Raw genomic sequence first — 20156 nt, 5'->3', positions numbered from 1 at the left:
ATGCCTAATGTAATATAAGACAGCCCTACCCTTATCCCTGTTTCCATTGCTTCTTTTACATTTTCAAATTTACAAAATTTTTGTTTGGCTACTTCAATTGCTACAATTAAACCTACTCTCCAATCTAAAATACCATATTCTCTTTCAAGTTCTCTTATTCTTTCCGCCACCCCGGACTTCAAAATTTGAGGCATTACTGCGCTTATAAGTCCTTCAACACGTTCTGCCATATCTAACGCAAGCGGTATATCTATTTTATTTTCCGGATCCAGTCCCTTAATTCGCGCATCATTTGCAACATCATAACATTTTTTAATCTCAACATCAAACGTTTTAAAATATTCTTCCATTGTTTTTGACAGTTTTTGTTCAATCATAGGTTTAAAACCTCATAATTTTTATTTCTCTGGTTTGTAAATTAACAATAATTGCTTTTGAAATTTCAGGATTAACACCCATTTTCTCTTGATATGGGGTTTGACTCAGCCAACATGAACAATTAAGCAATGTAACATTTCTATAATTTAATGCCGCAACCTGATGAACGTGCCCTGTTACGAAAAAATCCGGCACGGTTTCTATAAATAAAAAATCTTTTTCTGAAGTTGGCAAATATAAAGAAGATTGATGTGTTGGCGCTAAGTGTCTTTTTTTCATAAGAAACTTAAGGATTAAATCTGTCCTATTAATTCCGCCTGCAGTCCTTAATGATTCAACGTTGTCACCATAATAAGTAAAAGAATATCCATGATATATCAAAACATCAAATCCGGGAAAAGATTCTGATGCGTGAATATTTATTATTGCGGGGTTGCTAACATTTATCACATTTGGCAGTTCCCATACTTTTGCAGCAAAATCACGGTATAAAGGTGGCTGAGGTTCCGCAATTCTCATCGCATCATGGTTTCCAGGAGATGTAATAATGGTTATTTCTTTTGGAATTTGTTTTAAATACTCTGCAAATACTTCATACTGTTTATAGATATCAGAAATAGTTAAATCTGCTTCTTGTCCCGGATAAATCCCTACTCCATCTACAAGGTCGCCTGCAATAAAAAGATATTTTATTTTATGAACTATCTGTTTTTGTTCATCAGTGCCTATTTCTCCCCTGATCCATTTAATAAAATTATTCCAGCTTGCTTCTTGAAAAAATTTATTTCCAAATTCCGTATCTGATATAAATACAGCATATGCTTCATTTGGCGCTTTTTTAAGCTCTTTGCTAAAAGGAACATCCGGCCAAACAAATGTATTTACATAAATAATGCTGCCATTAAAATACCCGCTTAGTCCAATTACTTCATCCAAAACTATTTCTTTACTCTGTTCAAATAATTCAGTGTTCTCTTTAGATACAACACAGGTAATTTTATCTGTTAAGTCTTCTAATATTACCATTAAATTGCCCTTTTTTGTTTTTTGTATCTCCAAAACCATTCCAATTATAGAAACGGTTTCTTTTTCTTTTTTCATGTTTAATCTTTGAATAGAAATAACATTTTGTAACTCTTGCCTATTTTGAAGAATGTTTCTTATTGATTTAAATCTGATTTTAAAATAAGAAATAAAATCTTCACAGGTTCTTTTTTTACTTTCTTCTTCATATGAAAATACGATTTTCACCAAGGAATTATTTAAATGAGGAGTAGGGGAGATTTTTTCAGTTTGCCCTGAGTTTATTTTAATTGCCCTATTTTCTAATTTATTAGTCTCTTTTTCAGAAAAAGGCATAATAAAACGATTGTTTTTTTCTTCTGTTTTTGTGTCGATTTTATAAAAACTATTTTTAAAAAAAAGAGACAATGCTTCAAAATCTGTTTCCTCTAATTTATTCTCTATCATAAATTTTTCAAAAGATTCCTTATTAATCAAAACATCCGGACTCATCAAAATTCCTCTATTTAAGAAATGTGAAACTATCTTTTTTTCATCCATGTTATACCCCCAAAAAAATAAAAAAGAGATAATTAGTCTCCTTCTTTAAGCTCTAATGCTTTTAATAAAATATTATTTATTTTTCCAATTGTTCCATGCGGAATTGCCAAATCTATTTCTCTGGTCCTTCCATATCTCCCTTTTGAAATAACTTTAGCAGTAATAATTCCCAGCATATCTAATTCTGCAATAATGTCCGATAATCTTCTTTGTGTTAAAGGGATAATCCCTATTTTTGAACAAATCCCTTTATATAATTCATAAACCTCTCCTGTAAATATCATTCCTTTTCTTTGTGAATATATTGAAATTATTGAAAAAAGAGTGGCTTGAAATTGTTTAGGTTGGGATGAAACTATATCTAATACTCTATCTTTTTCAATTTTAAATTCCGCTTCATCAATATGCTCTATCTTTACTCTGTTGCCTCCCCCTCTATCAGCAATGTCTCCTGCCACCCTTAAAAGTTCTAAAGCTCTTCTTGCATCACCATGCTCTCGTGCGGCATATGCTGCGCATTTTTCTATTACTCCGACTTCAATAGATTCTTTTCTAAATGCCTGATCCGCGCGATCTCTTAAAATTTCTTGTAATTGTATTGCATTATATGAAGGAAATATTAACTCTTCTTCAGATAAGGAGCTTTTCACTCTTGCATCAAGATTGTCAGCAAACGTTAAATCGTTTGAAATCCCTATTATACTTACTTGAGATTTTTGTAGCCCTTGATTAATTCTTGTTAAATTATATAAAATGAGGTTTCCGGCTTTTTTAATTTGATCAATTTCATCTAAAACTAAAATAACTAATTGTTCTTTTGAGTCTAATTCTTTATAAAATAAATTATAAACTTCTTGAGTAGGTAAACCTGTTGCAGGTATTTCTTTACCTAAATTTTTTGCAAACTCTGCAATTAATCTATACTCTGTATCGGCGATTCTTTTTAATTTACAATTTATATAAATAATACAAACAGGTATTCCTCTTAAATCGGCCATTTCTTTAATTTTGTTGGTTGTGCATTTCACAGAGAGTGTTTTTCCGGTTCCTGTTTTGCCATAAATAAAAAGATTAGAAGGCTTATCTAATTTTAAACATGGAGCAAGTATATTGGCAATTTGTTTAATCTGTTCATCTCTATGAGGTACTGTTTCAGGAGTATATTTTGATTCTAAAATTCTTTTATTGCTAAATACACTTTCTTTATTTAAAAATTTTTCAAAAAAATCATCTAATGGTTTTTCTGTCAATTATATTTTCCTCCTTTGTTTATTAAACATTTTTTTAATCTTTTCCATATTTTCCATAAGAACTCAAGGTATATAAATATTGTTGTTTTCGTTTTTAACAATTGTCTGCCCTATACCCCTTCATTTCGTTTGGAAACTATATTTACTTTTATTTTTGTATTATTTTATATCTAATTATTATTTTTTATTATAGTTATTTTATAATTAATTCATTTATTTTTAATTTATTTTAGATTTTATAGTTTAATTTTATTTATATATTATTATTTTCCATATAGAAAATAATAATAATAATAAACATTTAACAATAACATACTCTATTATATATATTTAAAAATATAACAAATTAAGGTTTAATAATAAAATACGAATTTAATTAACTAAAAACTATTATAACTCTACAATAATAAAAAATCATTTAATTTTTAATCAATAAATAATTAAAAATATAAATAAATAATAAAACATATTTATTACTTTTTTTTTAAAATCAAATAAATAATAGTCAAATAATAATAAAATTATAAATATATATTAGATATAATTTTTTATTTTTATTAAAAATGTAGGTTATTTTTATTATTTCAATAGTTTAATACAAAAATAATCTGACTATTTTTGTATATAAAATCAAAAATTTTATAGTATCTGTAGATTACAATAATTAATTAAATACACGAATTTCAAAAATATCTCATAATTTATTAAGGTTAGGAGTTTAACTAGAGAATTCCCTTTCGCTTGCGGAGGGGTTATTCATTTAAAAAATTTTTTCTATATGAAATTAAGGTGTCTCTCCTCTATAATTAAATCATTACATTAGAATATTTCTTTTTGTTACCTTGATGGGACAAATATATAGAAATCCTTAAAAAGCAAATAAAAATTAAAAGAATATGATAGTAAAAATAGATTTTTTAAACAAAATAAAAGAGTTTGGTCTTAACTCCTATGAATCTAAAATATGGTGTGCTTTATTATCAAAAGGAGTTTCAACCGCCGGAGAATTAAGTGATATTGCAACTGTACCGAGATCAAGAGCATATGATGTTCTAGAATCTCTTGAAAAAAAAGGATTTATTATAACAAAATTAGGGAAACCTTTCAAATATTTAGCTGTTTCACCAAATGAAGTTATTGAAAGAGTTAAAAGAAATGTAAAAGATATGGCTGAAAAGGAAATAAAATCTCTTGATGATATTAAAACTGGCGAATTCATTGAAGAATTAAGCTTACTTCATTCTCAAGGTATCGAAACATTAGATTTTACTGATATTTCCGGATATATCAAGTCTAGACTTTCATTATACCATCATATAAACAATATGGTTAATAATGCAAAATCTGAAATTGTTATTAGTTGTTCAGCTGAAGAACTTTTTAATACATACAAAAATATATTTAATTCTTTAAAAGAAGCAAAAATAAGAAATATTAATACAAATATTTTTGTTTTTGGAGAACTTGAAAATTCAAAAATTGAAAAATATAAAGAAGTTGCAAATATAAAAAAATCTTCTTATTTACATAGGTTTACTATGGTTGATAATAAACAAATTTTAATGATGCTTCAATCTGATAATGAAATTCATCCTGCTTATGATACGGGAATATGGGTAGATTCCAGTTTTCTTGTTAAATCTGTTTCTGAAATGTTTAAAAATTCTTGGGAAAAATCAAAAGATTTATAAATAAGTGTTAACTATAGTTAACAAAACACAACTATCATGATGAGATTTAAAAATGGCCATAATTATGCCCCAAGAATTAGAAGTATGGTATTTACTGCCTGCAATTAGGAGAGAGCTGGCTAAATCCTTATTAAAACTAGAGTTAAAACAAAGCGAAATTTCAAGGATATTAGGTACTTCAAGGGCGGCAATAACACAATATTTGAAGTTAAAAAGAGCAAGTGAATTAGAATTTAATAACGTTACTTTAAAAGAAATAACAAATAGCGCAAAAATTATATCAAAAAAACCAGAGTTGCTTGTTGAACAAATACAGCGAATATGTAAAATAGCAAAACAAACCAAAATTTTGTGTAATATTCATAAATGTAATCATTTAAGGGAAGAGTGCTGTGAAGTTTGTTTCAAATGAATAAAGGTTATTAAAATGAAAAAAATAGTTTACATGGATAATGGAGCATCTACACAAGTAGATTTAAATGTAGCAAAAACTATAAAAAATTACTTTTTAGAAAACTATGGCAATGCTTCATCCTTACATCGATTTGGGCAAGATGCCTATAAATCTTTACAAAATGCAAGAAAAACAATTGCTGAAAAATTAAATGCTAAGCCTGAAGAAATTATATTTACTTCTGGAGGGACAGAATCAGACAATTTAGCAATTAAAGGAGTTGCAGATGCAAAAGGAAAAGGGCATATAATTACTTCAAAAATTGAACATCCGGCGGTTCTTAATACGTGTAAGGAATTAGAAAAAAAAGGATTTACTGTTACATATCTTGAAGTTGATGAATACGGATTAGTAGATTTAAGAAAACTTGAAGAATCTATCAAAAAAGAGACTATATTAATTACAATAATGCATGCTAACAATGAAATTGGCACAATACAGCCGATTGCAGAGATAGGAAAAATCGCAGATAAACACAACATTTTATTTCATACAGACGCGGTACAAACATTTACAAAAGAACCCATTAATGTTTTAAAAATAAATGTTGATATGATTAGTCTAAGCGCGCATAAAATTCACGGTCCAAAAGGGGTTGGCGCACTTTATGTAAGATTAGGAACTCCTTTAGTTTCACAAATACAAGGAGGAGTCCAAGAAAGAAGAATAAGGGCAGGCACTGAAAATATTCCCGGAATATTAGGGTTTGCAGAAGCAGCTAAACTTGACAATCAAATAACTAACATTAGAAGATTAAGCAATAAATTAACAGCTGAACTATTAAAAATACCCCATACTAAACTTAATGGACACCCTCAAAAAAGGTTAGCAAATAATGTTAACATTTCATTTAAATTTGTAGAGGGAGAAGGGATATTATTTAGTTTAGATCAAAAAGGCATTGCGGTTTCAACAGGTTCTGCATGTTCTTCACATTCTTTAGAACCAAGCCATGTTTTACTTGCAATAGGTTTAAAACATGAAATTGCGCATGGCGCCATAAGATTTACATTAAGTAAAAATACAACTGAAGAAGAAGTAGATTATGTGATATATTCAGTTAAAGAAGTTATTGAAAAATTAAGAAAAATGAGTCCTGTTCAGGCGGAATAAATTAATTTACAAATTACAAATACCTTTAAGGTGATTAAAATGTTGAACTACAATGAAAAACTAATTGAACTTTTTAGAAACCCGCAACATACTGGAGAAGTAGAGAACGCTTCAGGAATCGGCGAAGTCGGCAACATGAAATGTGGCGACGTAATGAAAGTAAGTTTAAAAATAGAAAATGATAAAATAAAAGAGATTAAATTTTTAACATTTGGTTGCGTAGCTGCTATTGCTTCATCTGAAGCATTATGCCGAATTGCTAAAGATAAATCTATTGAAGAAGCAGAAAAGTTGACAAATCAAGACATCTTAAATTATGTTGGCGAAGTTCCGGCATTAAAGGTTCATTGTTCAGTCCTTGGCGAAGAAGCATTAAAATCAGCATTAAAAGATTATAAACAAAAAAATGCAAAAATTAACTAAAACAGAATTAAAATTTACTAATAAAATAGAAAAAAAAATTAAAAAAACAATTGACAAATATATTTTATTTAATAAAAAAGACAAGATTTTAGTAGCTGCATCCGGCGGAAAAGATTCTACTGTTATGCTTTATGTGTTAAAGAAATTAGGATATGATTTTGAAGCCATAACTATCAATTCATTCATAGGGAATTATAGCAAACAAAGTTTAGAAAACCTTGTTAGTTTTTGTGAAGAAATGGACATTAAATTGCACCATATTTCTTTAAGGGACGAATTTGGTTATTCATTATGTTATATTAGATCTATTTTAAAATCAAAAGGAATAAATCTTAAATCATGCACTATTTGCGGGGTATTGAGGAGATATCTATTAAATAAATATTCTCGGAAACTTGGCGCAAACAAATTAGTTTTGGGGCATAATCTTGATGATGAGGCCCAGGTATTTATGATGAATCTACTTAGGGGGGATTTTTCTGTTAGCGCAAGACTTGGACCCATAACTGGCGTTGTTCAGAGTGAAAAATTTGTTCAAAGGGTCAAACCTTTATATTTTATAAGAGAAACGGACATTGAAAAATATTCCAAAATTCAAAAATTTCCTGTAAAATATGGAGAATGCCCCTGCAGCTATGATTCTTTAAGAAGGAGCATGAAAGAAGTATTATCTAGTCTGGAAATAATTAACCCTCAAGTTAGAGAAAATATAATTGATTCTTTTCTAAGAATTTTGCCGGTTCTTAAAAAAGTTTATAAAATAGAGAAGGATATAGAAACTTGTAAAAAATGTGGAGAGCCCACATCACAAAATATTTGTAAAACCTGCCAAATAATTTATAATTTGAAAAATGATTGACTTTGTATTTCCAAATAAAAATGAAAAAGAATTTATATATATGTCTGAACAATTAGGCTTTAACAAATTATGTTTTATTTATTCATTAAAAGAATTTCAAGATTTAAAGTTAGAAGGGACATATTCTGCAATCTTGTGCAAATCCTGTGAAATTCAAAAAGCCCGGCAACTTTCAAAAATAATATTAGTTGAATCTTCAGAAAACAACAGACATGTAATAGAAAAAGGGCAGTTTGAGATTATTTTTAATTTAGAGACAGACTCAAAAAAGGATTTAACTCACTCAAAAAGGTCTGGGTTAAACCAGGTGCTTGCAAAAATTATTGAAAAGAAAAAAAAAGTTGTAGGATTCAATTTTAATTTATTGTTAAAATCAAACAAAGGATTAAGAGTTAATTTTTTAGGGAGGATGTCACAAAATATTCAAATTTGTAGAAAATATAGCCTAAAAATGTTAATTGCTTCTTTCGCAAGATTTCCTTATGAAATGCGCGCAGCGCACGATTTAATCGCATTTGGAATTACTTTAGGCATGCATCCTAAAGAGGCGAAACAATCATTAAAACAATTTTAAAATATCTCTTTTTATTTATAATAAGCATATCAAAATAGATTTATATTGGTTATTTAATTAATGATTTAACGGGCTTATTTTTGAGGAATAAGATTAATCTTGAGAGTGATTTATTCAAATATAATTCCTTACATTCTACTCTTATTAGTTTTTTGGAATTATTAATGCAAACCTTTAAATATTATAATCTTATAAATATTATAAGACATTAAAAAGGGGTTTGATAGATACTTGAAAAATTGTAAAATAATTTTAATATTTTTATTATTTGGTTCCCTTTTATCTTCTTTAGTTTCTGCAGAAACATATTCTGTTTGGTCTGCAATAGGCGCGCCTGTAACTTATTTTAATCATTTAAGTCATAACCAATGTTTAGATCCATATTGGGTTCAAGGAGCTTGTTCTTCTTCAAATAATTTAGTTGGGGGCAGGTGCCTTTCTCAAGCAGAGTACGATTCATTGCAAAATAATCGCGCAGCGCAATTAGATTTGTGGTGTCGTATTAAGCAGCCCCAATATGCTCAGCATATTCCGGAAGGGAGTACTGGCACGATAAATATCGAAACTAAATTTGAACCCTCCTCTCTACATATTACAGATCTTTTCCCTACTTCTTTGCCTTTTTGTAATTATCCTATTTCTTCTCCTGCGCCTTACTCTTATACTCCTCCCTCTTTTGCAGCATATTTAAAAGTTAATGGCAACGTGCAATGCGGAACTTTAGGAAGTTGTGATTCTGCAACATATTTTTCAGAACAGGGGGTTTGTTGCGCAGATATAAGAGGAGCATTGAATAGCGCAGGGGATCCAGATGGTCGGTGTTGTTATGACGGGGTAACCATGCAATCAGATACTAGTAATGGTCGTTTAGTGTGTTATGAAAGCCAATTGTATGGAAAAGAAGAACCAGTTCCAGTTAATGTAATCAGGATTGACGACGGGTGCAGATTAAGAGAAGAAGGTTCTAAATTTTATTTTAATGATTTAGATTTGTCACAAGACTGGCAAAATGACGGAGATCAAAATGAAGCCGAATGTAACAGATGCGGCACAAATTCGTGGAATCCGGAATTATCTGCTGAATCTTGTTGCGGTGATGATGGTCAAGAAGATACAGGGCGAATTGTATCATTAAATACTATAGCCTGCTATGGAGGACAATGGATGGATACAAGAGAGGAATTATTATCCGGCCAAGTTTTTAAAATATTTACTGCGGAAAATATTGATAATAATATGCAAACATTTGAATATGAAATGTTATCTAACGGAGATTATTGGCATACATGTGATGCAAATTCTTTAGTTCCAGACACGAAGAATGGAATACAATTGCCCGAAGGAGGGCGGCTACAAAATCCTGCTCCTCGAGAGTTGACTGTATCCTCTCCCGGTATTGGTCCTTCTTCAGATACATCAACTGCTACAAGCTTAGACTGGGAGGAGTATTTGCAAAGCGGAATTTCTCCTTCAATTCAGGCTTCCGCGACAGGAACAGGAGTTCCTCATACGTCGGTAGGGCAAACTACTACGATTGACAATAGAGAGATTGCTGCAAGATTTATTTGCGCCAAAGAAGATATAGATTCAAGATTTATAGAATGTTGTCCAGATGCTTTACTTTGTGTTAATAAAGATAATAATGAGTTTAGACTGCCGGGTTCATTTTTAAATACGATCAAAGAATTTACATCTTCAGCAGGTCAGCCCGGGCCGTATGGCTGGGGTTTAAGAACAAGCTATTTAGAAGACGTGTATAGTTTATCTATATTTCTTAATGATAAAAATCCTGTTGGGAGCTTTTTAGCAGATTCAAAATTAAATGACTGGTCAAGTTTTGATTATATTGAATTTTTTGTATATGCCGTAGATGATTTAAATCTGGAGTTATATATTGGCGGTCAAAAATTACAAAACACAAATGGTAATGAAGGCTCTCATTATCAAACATTGTTTAATCAGCCAATTTTAAATTCTCAATACTCTTCAAATGGCCAAGGGTTACAAAAATGGATAAAAATTAGAATCCCTGTAAATGAGATTATAAGCAATAATGAGGTTAATATTATCGAATTAAGAGTAAATAAACAAGCATCTGCAGAGGATGGTTCTGATTTCTCAATAGGTTCAGTTAATTATCATAATTTAATTTTTATAGATAAAATGCATTTAGTAAAAGAAGGGACTGATTTCGTTTGCAGTGGGGAGTCATATAATTCAGCTACGAGGCCAAACTTATGGATAAATGATCTTGATTCAGATGAAAGTGCATGTAACTCTATTCCTGGAAATTTATGGTCTGGTACGCAATGTTGCGGTGATGATATTAATGAATACTATCAAGATGGTAATAATTATTGTTGGAATGGAAATTTATTAGAAGAAGGAACTGCGGTTGCAGATTTTGATCCGAATTCAGAAGATGCCGATATATTGTACAGTTCAAATGGGTTACTTTCGTGTTCAGATTCAAAAACCTCAGTTGTTCACGGAGATTTTAGTAAAATAGTAAATCCTGTTGGTTTGAGTTCCTGTAATATTGTTGAAGGGTATGTATGTTCTCCAAATGGCAAATGGTCTAAAAAATTATATGGTCTTTATAATGTTGTAGCTAGAGACACAATAAAATCAACTCCTGATAATATTGAAAGCGTTTGTTGTGCAGATTCTCAGTGTTGGACAGGCAGAGCATGTATTGATGCAAGTTCAGGAATACAAGAAACAACTTCTCTTGATTTACTTGCAGGAGGAAATTTTGGAGATCCAGTTTTGCAAGCGTGTGTTTTAGATAGGGACAGTTCCGGCATTTGGACAGACGTATATTTGGCTGAAAAATGGGACGGTTCGTCTTCAGCTTATTGTCCTGAACAAACTACGTGCTGGAATGGTGAAAGATGTGTATTTGAAGAAGAATCAGCCGGGGACTTTTATTGTAAGGATGGTACCTGGAGCACCAGAACAAAAATTTTAGCAACTAAATTATTGCAACAGGCCGAAAAAGAATCTTCTAATGAATTTAGTTTATATTGCGATACTCCTGAAAATACTTTGCCTTATTTGGATGATCCTACTCTTGCAACATTTTTATCAGAAGGAGGCGCAAATAATTTTTGTGTATTAAAAACATCCAGTAAGGTTATACTTGGAACGTCTTTAAATGCAAATAAATTAGAAGAATTTGCCGGGTTAGTTGATTTAAATTGTAATGATTTTGAAGCAGAAGGAGATGTTTATGGGAGATGTGTTAATGGTAACAACAAACTTTGGTATAATGAGGAATATAACACTGTCATTTATTCAAAAAATAATGTTTATATAGATAGCATATTTGGTGATCAACTTTTTATTTCTTTCATAAAAGATCCATTAGATGTAGCGATTGAATTAATTTTATCGGTAATTAGGCCGATTTTAAGAGGGATAAGGGGCGAAATTCAAGGCGCTGAGTTTTTTACAGGGGTTAGGGATTTTAATAGACTCTATTTTTCAAAATTAGGGAGTAAAGAGGTTTTAGGGGTGCTTGAACAGCCAGACCCTGAACATTTGTTTATGTCTGTTGACTATAATGGATTTAAAACAGATGTCTGCAAATTAGTAAATAAAATAAATGTTTTTTGCCAACCTATTATTTCAGATCCGGATTCAAGTTATGCAAATTATAAACTATTTTCATTTAATACTAATATTGATTCATTTGAAGAAATATGGCAGTATGCAACTTCTGCGCTAAGGTTAAATTCAAAAACATTTACAAGTTTTAGTCCTCCTGACGCCGAGATAGAATTGCCTTTATCTGGAACAGGATATTTTTATAATGATAATATTATTTTGAGGGTTGCGAATCCAGAGGATGGTGTAACTTATTATTGGGATACTGATTCTTCCGAAATTATAAATGGGGAATTTAAAGGGGTGCAGTATGAAGGTCCTGCTTATTTATTATTTAAAACACCGGGCATTAAAACTATTTCACTGATTGCAGTTAATCAACATGGCCAATTTAACTTAGCTCAAGTTATTGTTACCAAAAATTAAGGAAAATGTTCCAAAAAAAGTCACAAATAACGGTATTTATTATATTAGGCGCAGTTATTCTTATGATTTTTTTATTTCTTTATGTTCTTACAACTTTTATTCAGGAAAATAATAGTTTAGTTACCTCAACACAGTCAGCATTAAAAAATACATTATTAACGTCATATGTAACCAAATGTTTACAACGGACTGCAACTGATGGACTGGCTTTAATCGGAAATCAAGGAGGCAAGATTTTTTTAACAGAAGAAGATAAAAAAATTAATTATCTTGGAAATAGGATTTTAGTGGGTATATCTAATCAGCCGCTTCCTTCGGGAAAGGTTATTCCATTTCCTTTTAGACAAGAATCGACATTATTTCCTTTTTTTGGAAGAGACAAAATTCCCAACCTTTGTAATTCAGAAGGTTTAAATGCGAGGAACGAAAACTTTCAACCATGTTTATCTTATGCAAGAACAGGTTCAATACAAAAACAATTGGATGCATATATAGAACAAAAAATAATAGAGTGCAGTAAACTTGATACTCTTTTTGAAGGCGTGGAATACCAATTACCGATTGCTGAAACAATCATTGGAAATTCAAATATTTTATTTAATTTATATTTTCCAATTAATTATACCATAGATAATCAGATTTTTGAATTAAAAGTATTTAATCAAGAATTTAATATCCGATTAGAAAAGTTTCATGAGTTTATTAAAGCATTGACCAAATCAGAGGTTTCCTATTCTAATTTTGATATATTAAATAATTACAATGAATTACAAGAATATTATGAGGGTTTTTATGTAAAAGTAATTAATGATATTGCTTCTACAGAAATCGATGGGGATTTAATTGAGATTACTGATTTTAAATCTGTTATTGATGGTCACGCCTATAGTTTTAAATTTGTGAGAGAAAATAGGCCGCCGGTTTTTTTTGATATTGCGGTAATTGTTTTTCCCAATAGAGTTGAAATCACTCCTTTTATATTTGACCCTGATGAAGATGCATTAGAGATTACAATTGATAATTCTGCTTTTAATGAACTAGATGGCACTTTTTATATGCAACCTATTTTAGTTGGTCCAGGAAGGCACGAGGTTACAATTACAATTAAAGATCCTTATGGACTTAGAGCAAGGAAGAGAGTGGAATTTGAAATTTAAATTCGATTTTTTAGATTATAGGGGCGTCTGGTTTTGATAGACATATCTCGTAACTTTGCTTCTGGTGAGATGTCAAAAGCTCACTGACATTATTAGTTATATACTGGCGAAAAATGAGTGTATTTTATTTTGATAAATTGAAATAATAAAAGCGATAGTTATATAAAGAATAATTTTGTTATATATTTATAATAATATGGACCGGGTAAATAGATGAAAAAAAAGGGAATGATTATATTATTTTTTGTATTAATGTTTACATTTTTAGTAAATTTAGATTCAGTTTTAGCAGTAGAAGGCTGTTGCGTTAGTCCTAATGGATGTCAATTTACGCTTGGAGAGGAATGTACAGATATAGGAAATTTTTTTTTTTATCCAAACCAGGCATGTTCGGCTGTTGAGACCGATCTTTGCGATACTGGCTGTTGTTGTGACCCCGGGCAAAGTATATTAAGCGTGGTACGTAATCAATGTTCTCAAGTTAATTTTTATCCCGGTGAAACCGAGTGCGACGAAATATGTGGCATTATTGAACAAGAACCTAATTTAACTGTAGATACAGGCGCGACGACTCCAACAAATCTAACAATCCTTAATCAAACTCTGAATAATTTAACAATATTGCTTCCTCCCCAACCAACGCCCCTATTTTATCAAACTTTATGTGGAAATAACCAAATTGATTTTTATGAAATTTGTGACGGCACTTTAGATACAAAGGCAGAAGGGGCTTTATCTGATTGCGCGGGAAATTGCGGAGCATCTGGTACAGTTAATGCATGCCGTTGTCCAATAAGCTGCAGTCAAAATCCGGTTTCTGCAAATTTGCAGGTGGCACAAGCAATTTCCGGACAAAAAGCAATACGTTTAATATGGTCATTTCCAGTAACAAACTGCCAGCCTACTAATGTTATTCTTGAAAGGTGTAATTCTGAGGATCCATTGTTATGTGATTGGTATCCTATAAAGTCCGGTATAACCAATGGAAGCCATATTGATTCGGCTATTGCATATAATAATGCATATTCTTATAGGGTTAGAGCTTTTTATTATGATTCAACAAATAACGCTGTGAATAAGTATTCTAATGTTCTGACTGTTGGCGCAATGGATAAGTTATGCGTTAGATTAAATTCTGCTTCAATCACTAATCAATTTTGCGATGAGAATTATGAAGCAAGATGCAATCTTCAAAATCAAATTGTGAGAGTTTTTAATTGTGACCTTCAAACCAATGCCGTCTGCATATCTGGTTCATGCAATCCTCGGGGAAATTGCGGCGAATGCGCAACGCCTTTTGGTTTATTTTTCCTGCCGCAATGTTCGTATGCGTCATGTTATTTAGACTATTCGCGATTTAGTGTTGATACATATAATGAATGTATGCAAATAACCTCTTGTTATGATTATAAAAGTCAAAGTTCTTGCGGACAAAATACCTGCGGGGTATCCGATTGTGAATGGCAAACATCTGAACAAGATGAATTAGGAATAGGGGTGTGCCGTCCTTCTCAGGCAGAATATCAAGACTGCAGTAAGTGTATATCTCCATCAAATGCCTTATTGGGAGGATGCAGTGTTAATATATGTGATTTAGTCGGAGAAGAGTGCCGTTATACAAATAGGATAGACTCGCCAAATGCATGTATTGATAGTACTCAGATAGGGTGCGCTGATTATAAAACGCAAGAAGATTGCACCGGTTCAAAATTTGTCGGCATACAACTTGATTCAGCAACTAACAGGATACTGAACAGAAGCGAGGATATATTCGGAATAGGAACATGTAAATGGATTGGCCGATGTATTAAAGATGCAGATGGTAATTTATTAAGGGATTGCGCTGAAACAGATTATGATTGCCAATCTGATAATGTGGCACCTATAACTATAGTTGCTAATACCCCCGTTACGCCGCAAAATATTGAAATAGGTTTTTCAGTTTTTGATAACCTTTATTCTGGTACTGACACTATCACATATTACGCAATTGAAAAAAACTGGACCTATCCAACTATACCCGCTTCAGGAAGCAAATTTTCAAAAGTAATAGGAGATAGCGATTTTTATACATTAACTTATTATTCCGTAGATAAATCCAAAAATCTTGAAGAGGTTAAAAGTTTTAAGTTTTATGTTGATGGAGAACAACCAAGCGTAAATGTTTCATATGTTTCAACTCCTCAAGAAAATGATGAAGATAACTGGACGTCTAAGGTAGACATTACAATTTCGGCGAGAGACAATGCAGATACTTTAGTAAGCTGCAAAGGTAGTCTTTTACAAGGTAATACCAAATTTAATGCGGTAGATGAAATCATTGATGAATTAATTTCTGATAAAACTATTCATTACACTGGCATTCCTGACGGTTATCATGTTTTTAATTATGAATGCAGTGACAGGTCCGGCAATATTAAAACGGATAATGTTTTAATTAATGTTCATGGGGACATGAGTTTAATTAATCCATCTCCCACCGGAACATTAAACTATTATGAAAATATTCAATTAAGTATAACTAGCGTAAGAGCTGCTACTTGTAAGTACAGTGATAGTATAAATAGTTATGCGCATATGACAAATTTATTTGAAACCACTAACAATTTATTGCATACTGCAACTGTTGATGTTTCTCCTTTAAAGTCTCATCATAAATTCTATGTAAAATGTGAACTACTTGAAACTGGCGCAATTATTGGTTCAGAAAATGACGAAATAAGGTTTACTATTGATCAAAAAAGCCCAATAACTAATATAAGGGGCGCATCTCAAACTTGTACAGCCGACTGGTTGCATAACGATTTTGAATTAATGTTTGACTGTCAGGACCCTGCGCAGAGAAAGCAAGGACATAGTTCTGAGTTTGGTTGCGCTCAAACCTTCTATTGCACTGGAACTGGATGTAATCCCATTACAAGTTTTTTAAATTCAATTTCACTTGGTCAAACAACCCCAGTTAGTTATTATTCTGTTGATTCGGGGGGGAATTCTGAGACTATAAAGACAAATACAATTCAAATTGACAAGGTTTTGCCCCAAGTCGCAATTGCAATTATTGATACGGGGAGCGGATTGCCTGCGCCAGATAGGACAATACTTAGGAGTTCTCAAGAGCCATATATTATTCAAATTATTTCTTCAAAACCCATTGAAAAGTTTAACCAATTTGGGTTTATTTTAGCAAATGGGGGAACACATGTATTACCTACCCCCTATCCAAATTCTGCTGACAAAACCGTTTGGCAAACATATCTAAATCCTTCATCTTTTACAAATTTGGTAACAAGGGGTATTTTTCAAATGGATGCGATGGCAGAGCATGGGTGGAGAATTAATGAAAATTTGGATGAACAAAGCCTCTTTTATATTAATACTCAAGTTAGTGGCCAACAACCAGTTGGAACCGCTCCCGCAAGTATAGTTCTAACAGAAGTAAAAAACAGAGATGCAATCATTTCTTCTTCAATACTCAATGGTAAAAGCGTGTATCAATTAAAAAATACAGATATATATATCAACGGAACAGTTTCTGGTTTAGAAAGGTTATGGTACTTTATAGGTTCACAAAAAATTGAAGTTCCAATTATAAACCAAAAATTTGAAATTAGCCCTTCACTTTTAATGTTAGACGGGGCAGAACTTGAAACAACATTATACTTTATTGGCACAAATGTCGAAGGAAAACAATATACAAAAACTTTTTCATTTTTAATTGATAAACAAGGACCAGTGCCTTCAAGTTATGAATTAGAAAATTCTGACGGCGCAATAATTAAAACTCCATTGCCGGTAATTGTTGTAATATATGATGAGCCCACTGAATTAATTAGGTATGGCTTAAGAAATTTTGATATTCAGATGAATGTAACAAGATTAAATGATAGGACATTTAGATTTACTGTATCTGAACCATTATCAAATGGTTGCTATAGATTATATGTAAATGCAAATGACACTTTAAATAATATTCCTCTTTTTGATTATGAGATTGGATTTGGTATTGATGTTTTAGAAACTCAAATTATTTTAGAGAGTCCTCATCACGGAGTGGCCGGACAGGCAAATATCGAATTAAGAGCTAGGACAACATGGCCTGCGTCTTGTAAGTATTCATTTATAGAACCGACTAATTTTGAGTTTCCATTATTATTGAATTTTGATATTACTGGTGTTCTTCAACATAAAAAGTCAAGTTTCACAGTGGTTAATGAACAGCCATTTTATATAATATGCGATGATGGCAGAAGCGTAGTTAAACAGGCGTTTATCTTAAAAGTTGACACTACTTTTCCTGAAATCATAAAAGCAGTTGCAGATCCGCCCATTGTAAGCCAGCAAGGAATTAATTCAAAGTTGCAGGTTGAAACAGATGAACAGAGCACCATTTGCAAGTTTAGCACAACTTCCGCTAGTTACGATCAAATGCGTTATTTCCCGGGTGAAAGCAAAGACGTATCTGATTCATATAAAAAAATTCATTATAAACCTCTGCCTTTCAATGCCCGGCCGAGAACAGAAACCTATTATGTGCAATGTGAAGATTTATCAGGTAAACTTACTAGTAAAAAAAATATCGATTTTAAAGTAGAGGAACAGGTGCTTAATATTGAAGTGCAAAGTCCTCCTGTATATACTTCAGAAAGATTTATTGATTTAAATTTTACGACTAATGAAGTTGCAGATTGTAAATACAAAAATGTTTCCGGACGATGGCAAGTAATAAGCAGTAATTCTTTATCCCATGGCTATAAACTTGGAAGGCTTGAACCGGTTACTCATACAATAGATTTAGAATGCAGTACAATTACAAGTTTAACAGGGGCACTATCAAATCCGGAAATTGCTGAATTAACATATACATTTACAATTGATGTTAGTAAACCTAATTTATTATCCGTTTCAGGAGGAAATTATAGTTGCTCTGCTGGAAATAAATCTAAATTAGGCATCTCTTTTAATGCAAATGACAATGAAAGTAAAATTGCATCATATAACTTTGATGTTATTGACGATAAAGGAACAACAATTTTAGCAAACCAAACTTCTAATGACCCGCAGTTTAACATTGATTTAAGTTCAACTAACAGCAAAAACGGCAGTAAAAAATACGAAATAATTGCAGTAGCAGTAAATGGGGCCGGATTAAAAAGTTTATCTAAAAAAAGCAGTCCTATTTTTATCAAGACCAGTCTTGACCCCGAATGTAAAGAAAGAAAAGTCCCTAATCTTGTATTTAGAGTCCTGCCCTCTTCTGCAGGGGTTAATGTACTATTAGTATGTAATGATGAATCCGGTTGTGATGCTGCTTCATTAAAATATGGTACTTCGTCCGAACTGGGGTGCGCGCCGGTTAATCAATATAGTGGGCAGATAGAATTATCTGAATCAATATTTTTTTGCGGAAAGGCCTGTGATTCGGTCGGTAATTGCGCAACTAAGCAAGAAAAAATTGATGTGCAGGCTGGAGACTCTGATAATGATGGTATATTTGACAGAGCTGATCAATGTAAAGATACTTTAGAGGGCGCAGTTGTTGATAAAGAGGGCTGTTCTGAAATTCAGCGATATTTAGATGAGGATGGAGATAAGGTGCGGGATCAATTGGATTTATGTCCAAATACTCCACTTGGCGAACCTGTTGATAATAATGGGTGCATTTTAATATCAAGGTTTGTTAATAATACTTCAGTCATACCTTTAATTATTGAGGAGGAATCAAATATATTTAATACAATATTATTCTTATTTTTAGTAATAGCGCTTTTAGGGGGTTTAAGTTATTTTGTGTATCTAAAATATTTAGTGCCAAGTCAAGGTTCATATACTTTTATGCCTAAACAGAGAATACAACCAATTAAGCGGATTATTATTCCAAAAAAACCCATTGAGTACTCTAAAAAAACAGGCAGCGAGCTTTTTAAATCTCTTGAGGAAACAACTAAAGGCAAAATATTTGATAAATTAAGCCGATTCATTAAAAAAGAAGAACATGACTTATTTCATTTGCTTGAAAAGGCTACAAATTTAAGAAAGACAAAAAGTAGTAAATCTGAGGAGGTTTTTGAACAATTGAGCAAGATTACTTCATTTAGGAGAGATTCTAAAAGTTCAATTGATGAGCTGGGTAAATTTGTCAATGCTAGCACAATCAAAAAGAAAAAAAGAAAATGAACCGCAAAGCTTTTTCTCCTGCAGATATCATGGTATATTTACTTGCGCTTGTATTAGGTGCATTAATTCTGATATATGGTTATGATGCTATTAAATCTTTAACTGACAGGGGAGAAGCTGTTATGTATTTAAGATTTGAAAAGCGCTTAATGCAAGAAATTGAAGAAATTTCTTCATTACCTGGTACTATTAGAGTCCCTGAATTCACTTTACCTTTAAAATTTAACAAAATTTGTTTTTTTCAATTTAATAAGGAGTGTGCGCTGTCTTCTGAATTAGCAGGAGATGAGGCGCTTATATGCGACTCTGTAAATAATGGTGTTGCTAATGTATTTTTATTTCCGTTACAAGAAAAGGATTTAAAAATAGAAAAAATCGCGCTTGAAACCTCCCCTTTATGTGTGGAAATTCCTTCTGGTTTTTTTAAACTGCAAATCGCAGGCAAAGGCAAATCTGCGCTTCTTTCCATGCCATAGTTTAATCTT

13 protein-coding genes are annotated in these 20156 nt (G+C 31.7%); 10 read left to right on the top strand and 3 right to left on the bottom strand.

All coding sequences use genetic code 11. The features are described from left to right. The 3 genes from J4418_03615 to J4418_03605 form a co-directional block, all read right to left on the bottom strand. On the bottom strand, positions 1–377 hold a 377-nt coding region (locus J4418_03615), incomplete at its 3' end, for a DNA polymerase II large subunit (protein ID MBS3113145.1). Positions 378–381: 4 nt separating this feature from the next. Then, on the bottom strand, positions 382–1941 hold the full coding sequence (locus J4418_03610; protein ID MBS3113144.1) for a metallophosphoesterase: 1560 nt from the start codon (positions 1939–1941) through the stop codon (positions 382–384). A gap of 32 nt (positions 1942–1973) precedes the next feature. Beyond that, on the bottom strand, positions 1974–3191 hold the full coding sequence (locus J4418_03605; GenBank protein ID MBS3113143.1) for an orc1/cdc6 family replication initiation protein: 1218 nt from the start codon (positions 3189–3191) through the stop codon (positions 1974–1976). 896 nt (positions 3192–4087) lie between these two features. Between J4418_03605 and J4418_03600 the strand changes: the two genes are divergently transcribed. The 10 genes from J4418_03600 to J4418_03555 all read left to right on the top strand — a co-directional run bounded on the left by J4418_03600 (position 4088) and on the right by J4418_03555 (position 20147). Beyond that, a complete protein-coding gene (locus J4418_03600) occupies positions 4088–4882 on the top strand; it encodes a TrmB family transcriptional regulator (protein MBS3113142.1) in 795 nt (264 codons plus the stop codon). Positions 4883–4934: 52 nt separating this feature from the next. Further along, positions 4935–5294, top strand: a complete 360-nt coding sequence (locus J4418_03595; protein ID MBS3113141.1) for a transcriptional regulator — start codon at positions 4935–4937, stop codon at positions 5292–5294. A 15-nt stretch (positions 5295–5309) separates the two neighbouring features. After that, positions 5310–6449 carry an IscS subfamily cysteine desulfurase gene (locus tag J4418_03590; GenBank protein MBS3113140.1) on the top strand — a complete coding sequence of 380 codons (1140 nt, stop codon included), beginning with the start codon at positions 5310–5312 and terminating at the stop codon, positions 6447–6449. Between the two features lie 42 nt (positions 6450–6491). Continuing rightward, entirely contained in the window at positions 6492–6872 is a 381-nt protein-coding gene (locus J4418_03585) for an iron-sulfur cluster assembly scaffold protein (GenBank protein MBS3113139.1), read from the top strand. Then, positions 6856–7731, top strand: coding sequence for a TIGR00269 family protein (locus tag J4418_03580; protein MBS3113138.1), 876 nt, complete (start codon positions 6856–6858; stop codon positions 7729–7731). Before J4418_03585 ends, J4418_03580 begins: the two co-directional genes overlap by 17 nt. A 40-nt stretch (positions 7732–7771) precedes the next feature. Beyond that, a complete protein-coding gene (locus J4418_03575; protein MBS3113137.1) occupies positions 7772–8305 on the top strand; it encodes a hypothetical protein in 534 nt (177 codons plus the stop codon). 231 nt (positions 8306–8536) lie between these two features. Continuing rightward, the gene (locus J4418_03570; protein ID MBS3113136.1) at positions 8537–12340 is read left to right on the top strand and encodes a hypothetical protein; all 3804 of its coding nucleotides are present in this window, start codon (positions 8537–8539) and stop codon (positions 12338–12340) included. Between the two features lie 62 nt (positions 12341–12402). Beyond that, entirely contained in the window at positions 12403–13497 is a 1095-nt protein-coding gene (locus tag J4418_03565; protein ID MBS3113135.1) for a hypothetical protein, read from the top strand. Positions 13498–13710: 213 nt separating this feature from the next. After that, complete coding sequence (locus J4418_03560) at positions 13711–19671, top strand: hypothetical protein (GenBank protein MBS3113134.1); 5961 nt, start codon at positions 13711–13713, stop codon at positions 19669–19671. Further along, on the top strand, positions 19668–20147 hold the full coding sequence (locus J4418_03555; GenBank protein ID MBS3113133.1) for a hypothetical protein: 480 nt from the start codon (positions 19668–19670) through the stop codon (positions 20145–20147). Before J4418_03560 ends, J4418_03555 begins: the two co-directional genes overlap by 4 nt. Positions 20148–20156 lie beyond the last annotated feature (9 nt).

This window comes from Candidatus Woesearchaeota archaeon, assembly GCA_018303425.1.
In the GTDB taxonomy this organism is placed as follows: Archaea; Nanobdellota; Nanobdellia; order Woesearchaeales; family JAGVYF01; genus JAGVYF01.
Note: the sequence above shows the minus strand (reverse complement) of the source record. Positions and strands in the feature narration are given on the sequence as shown.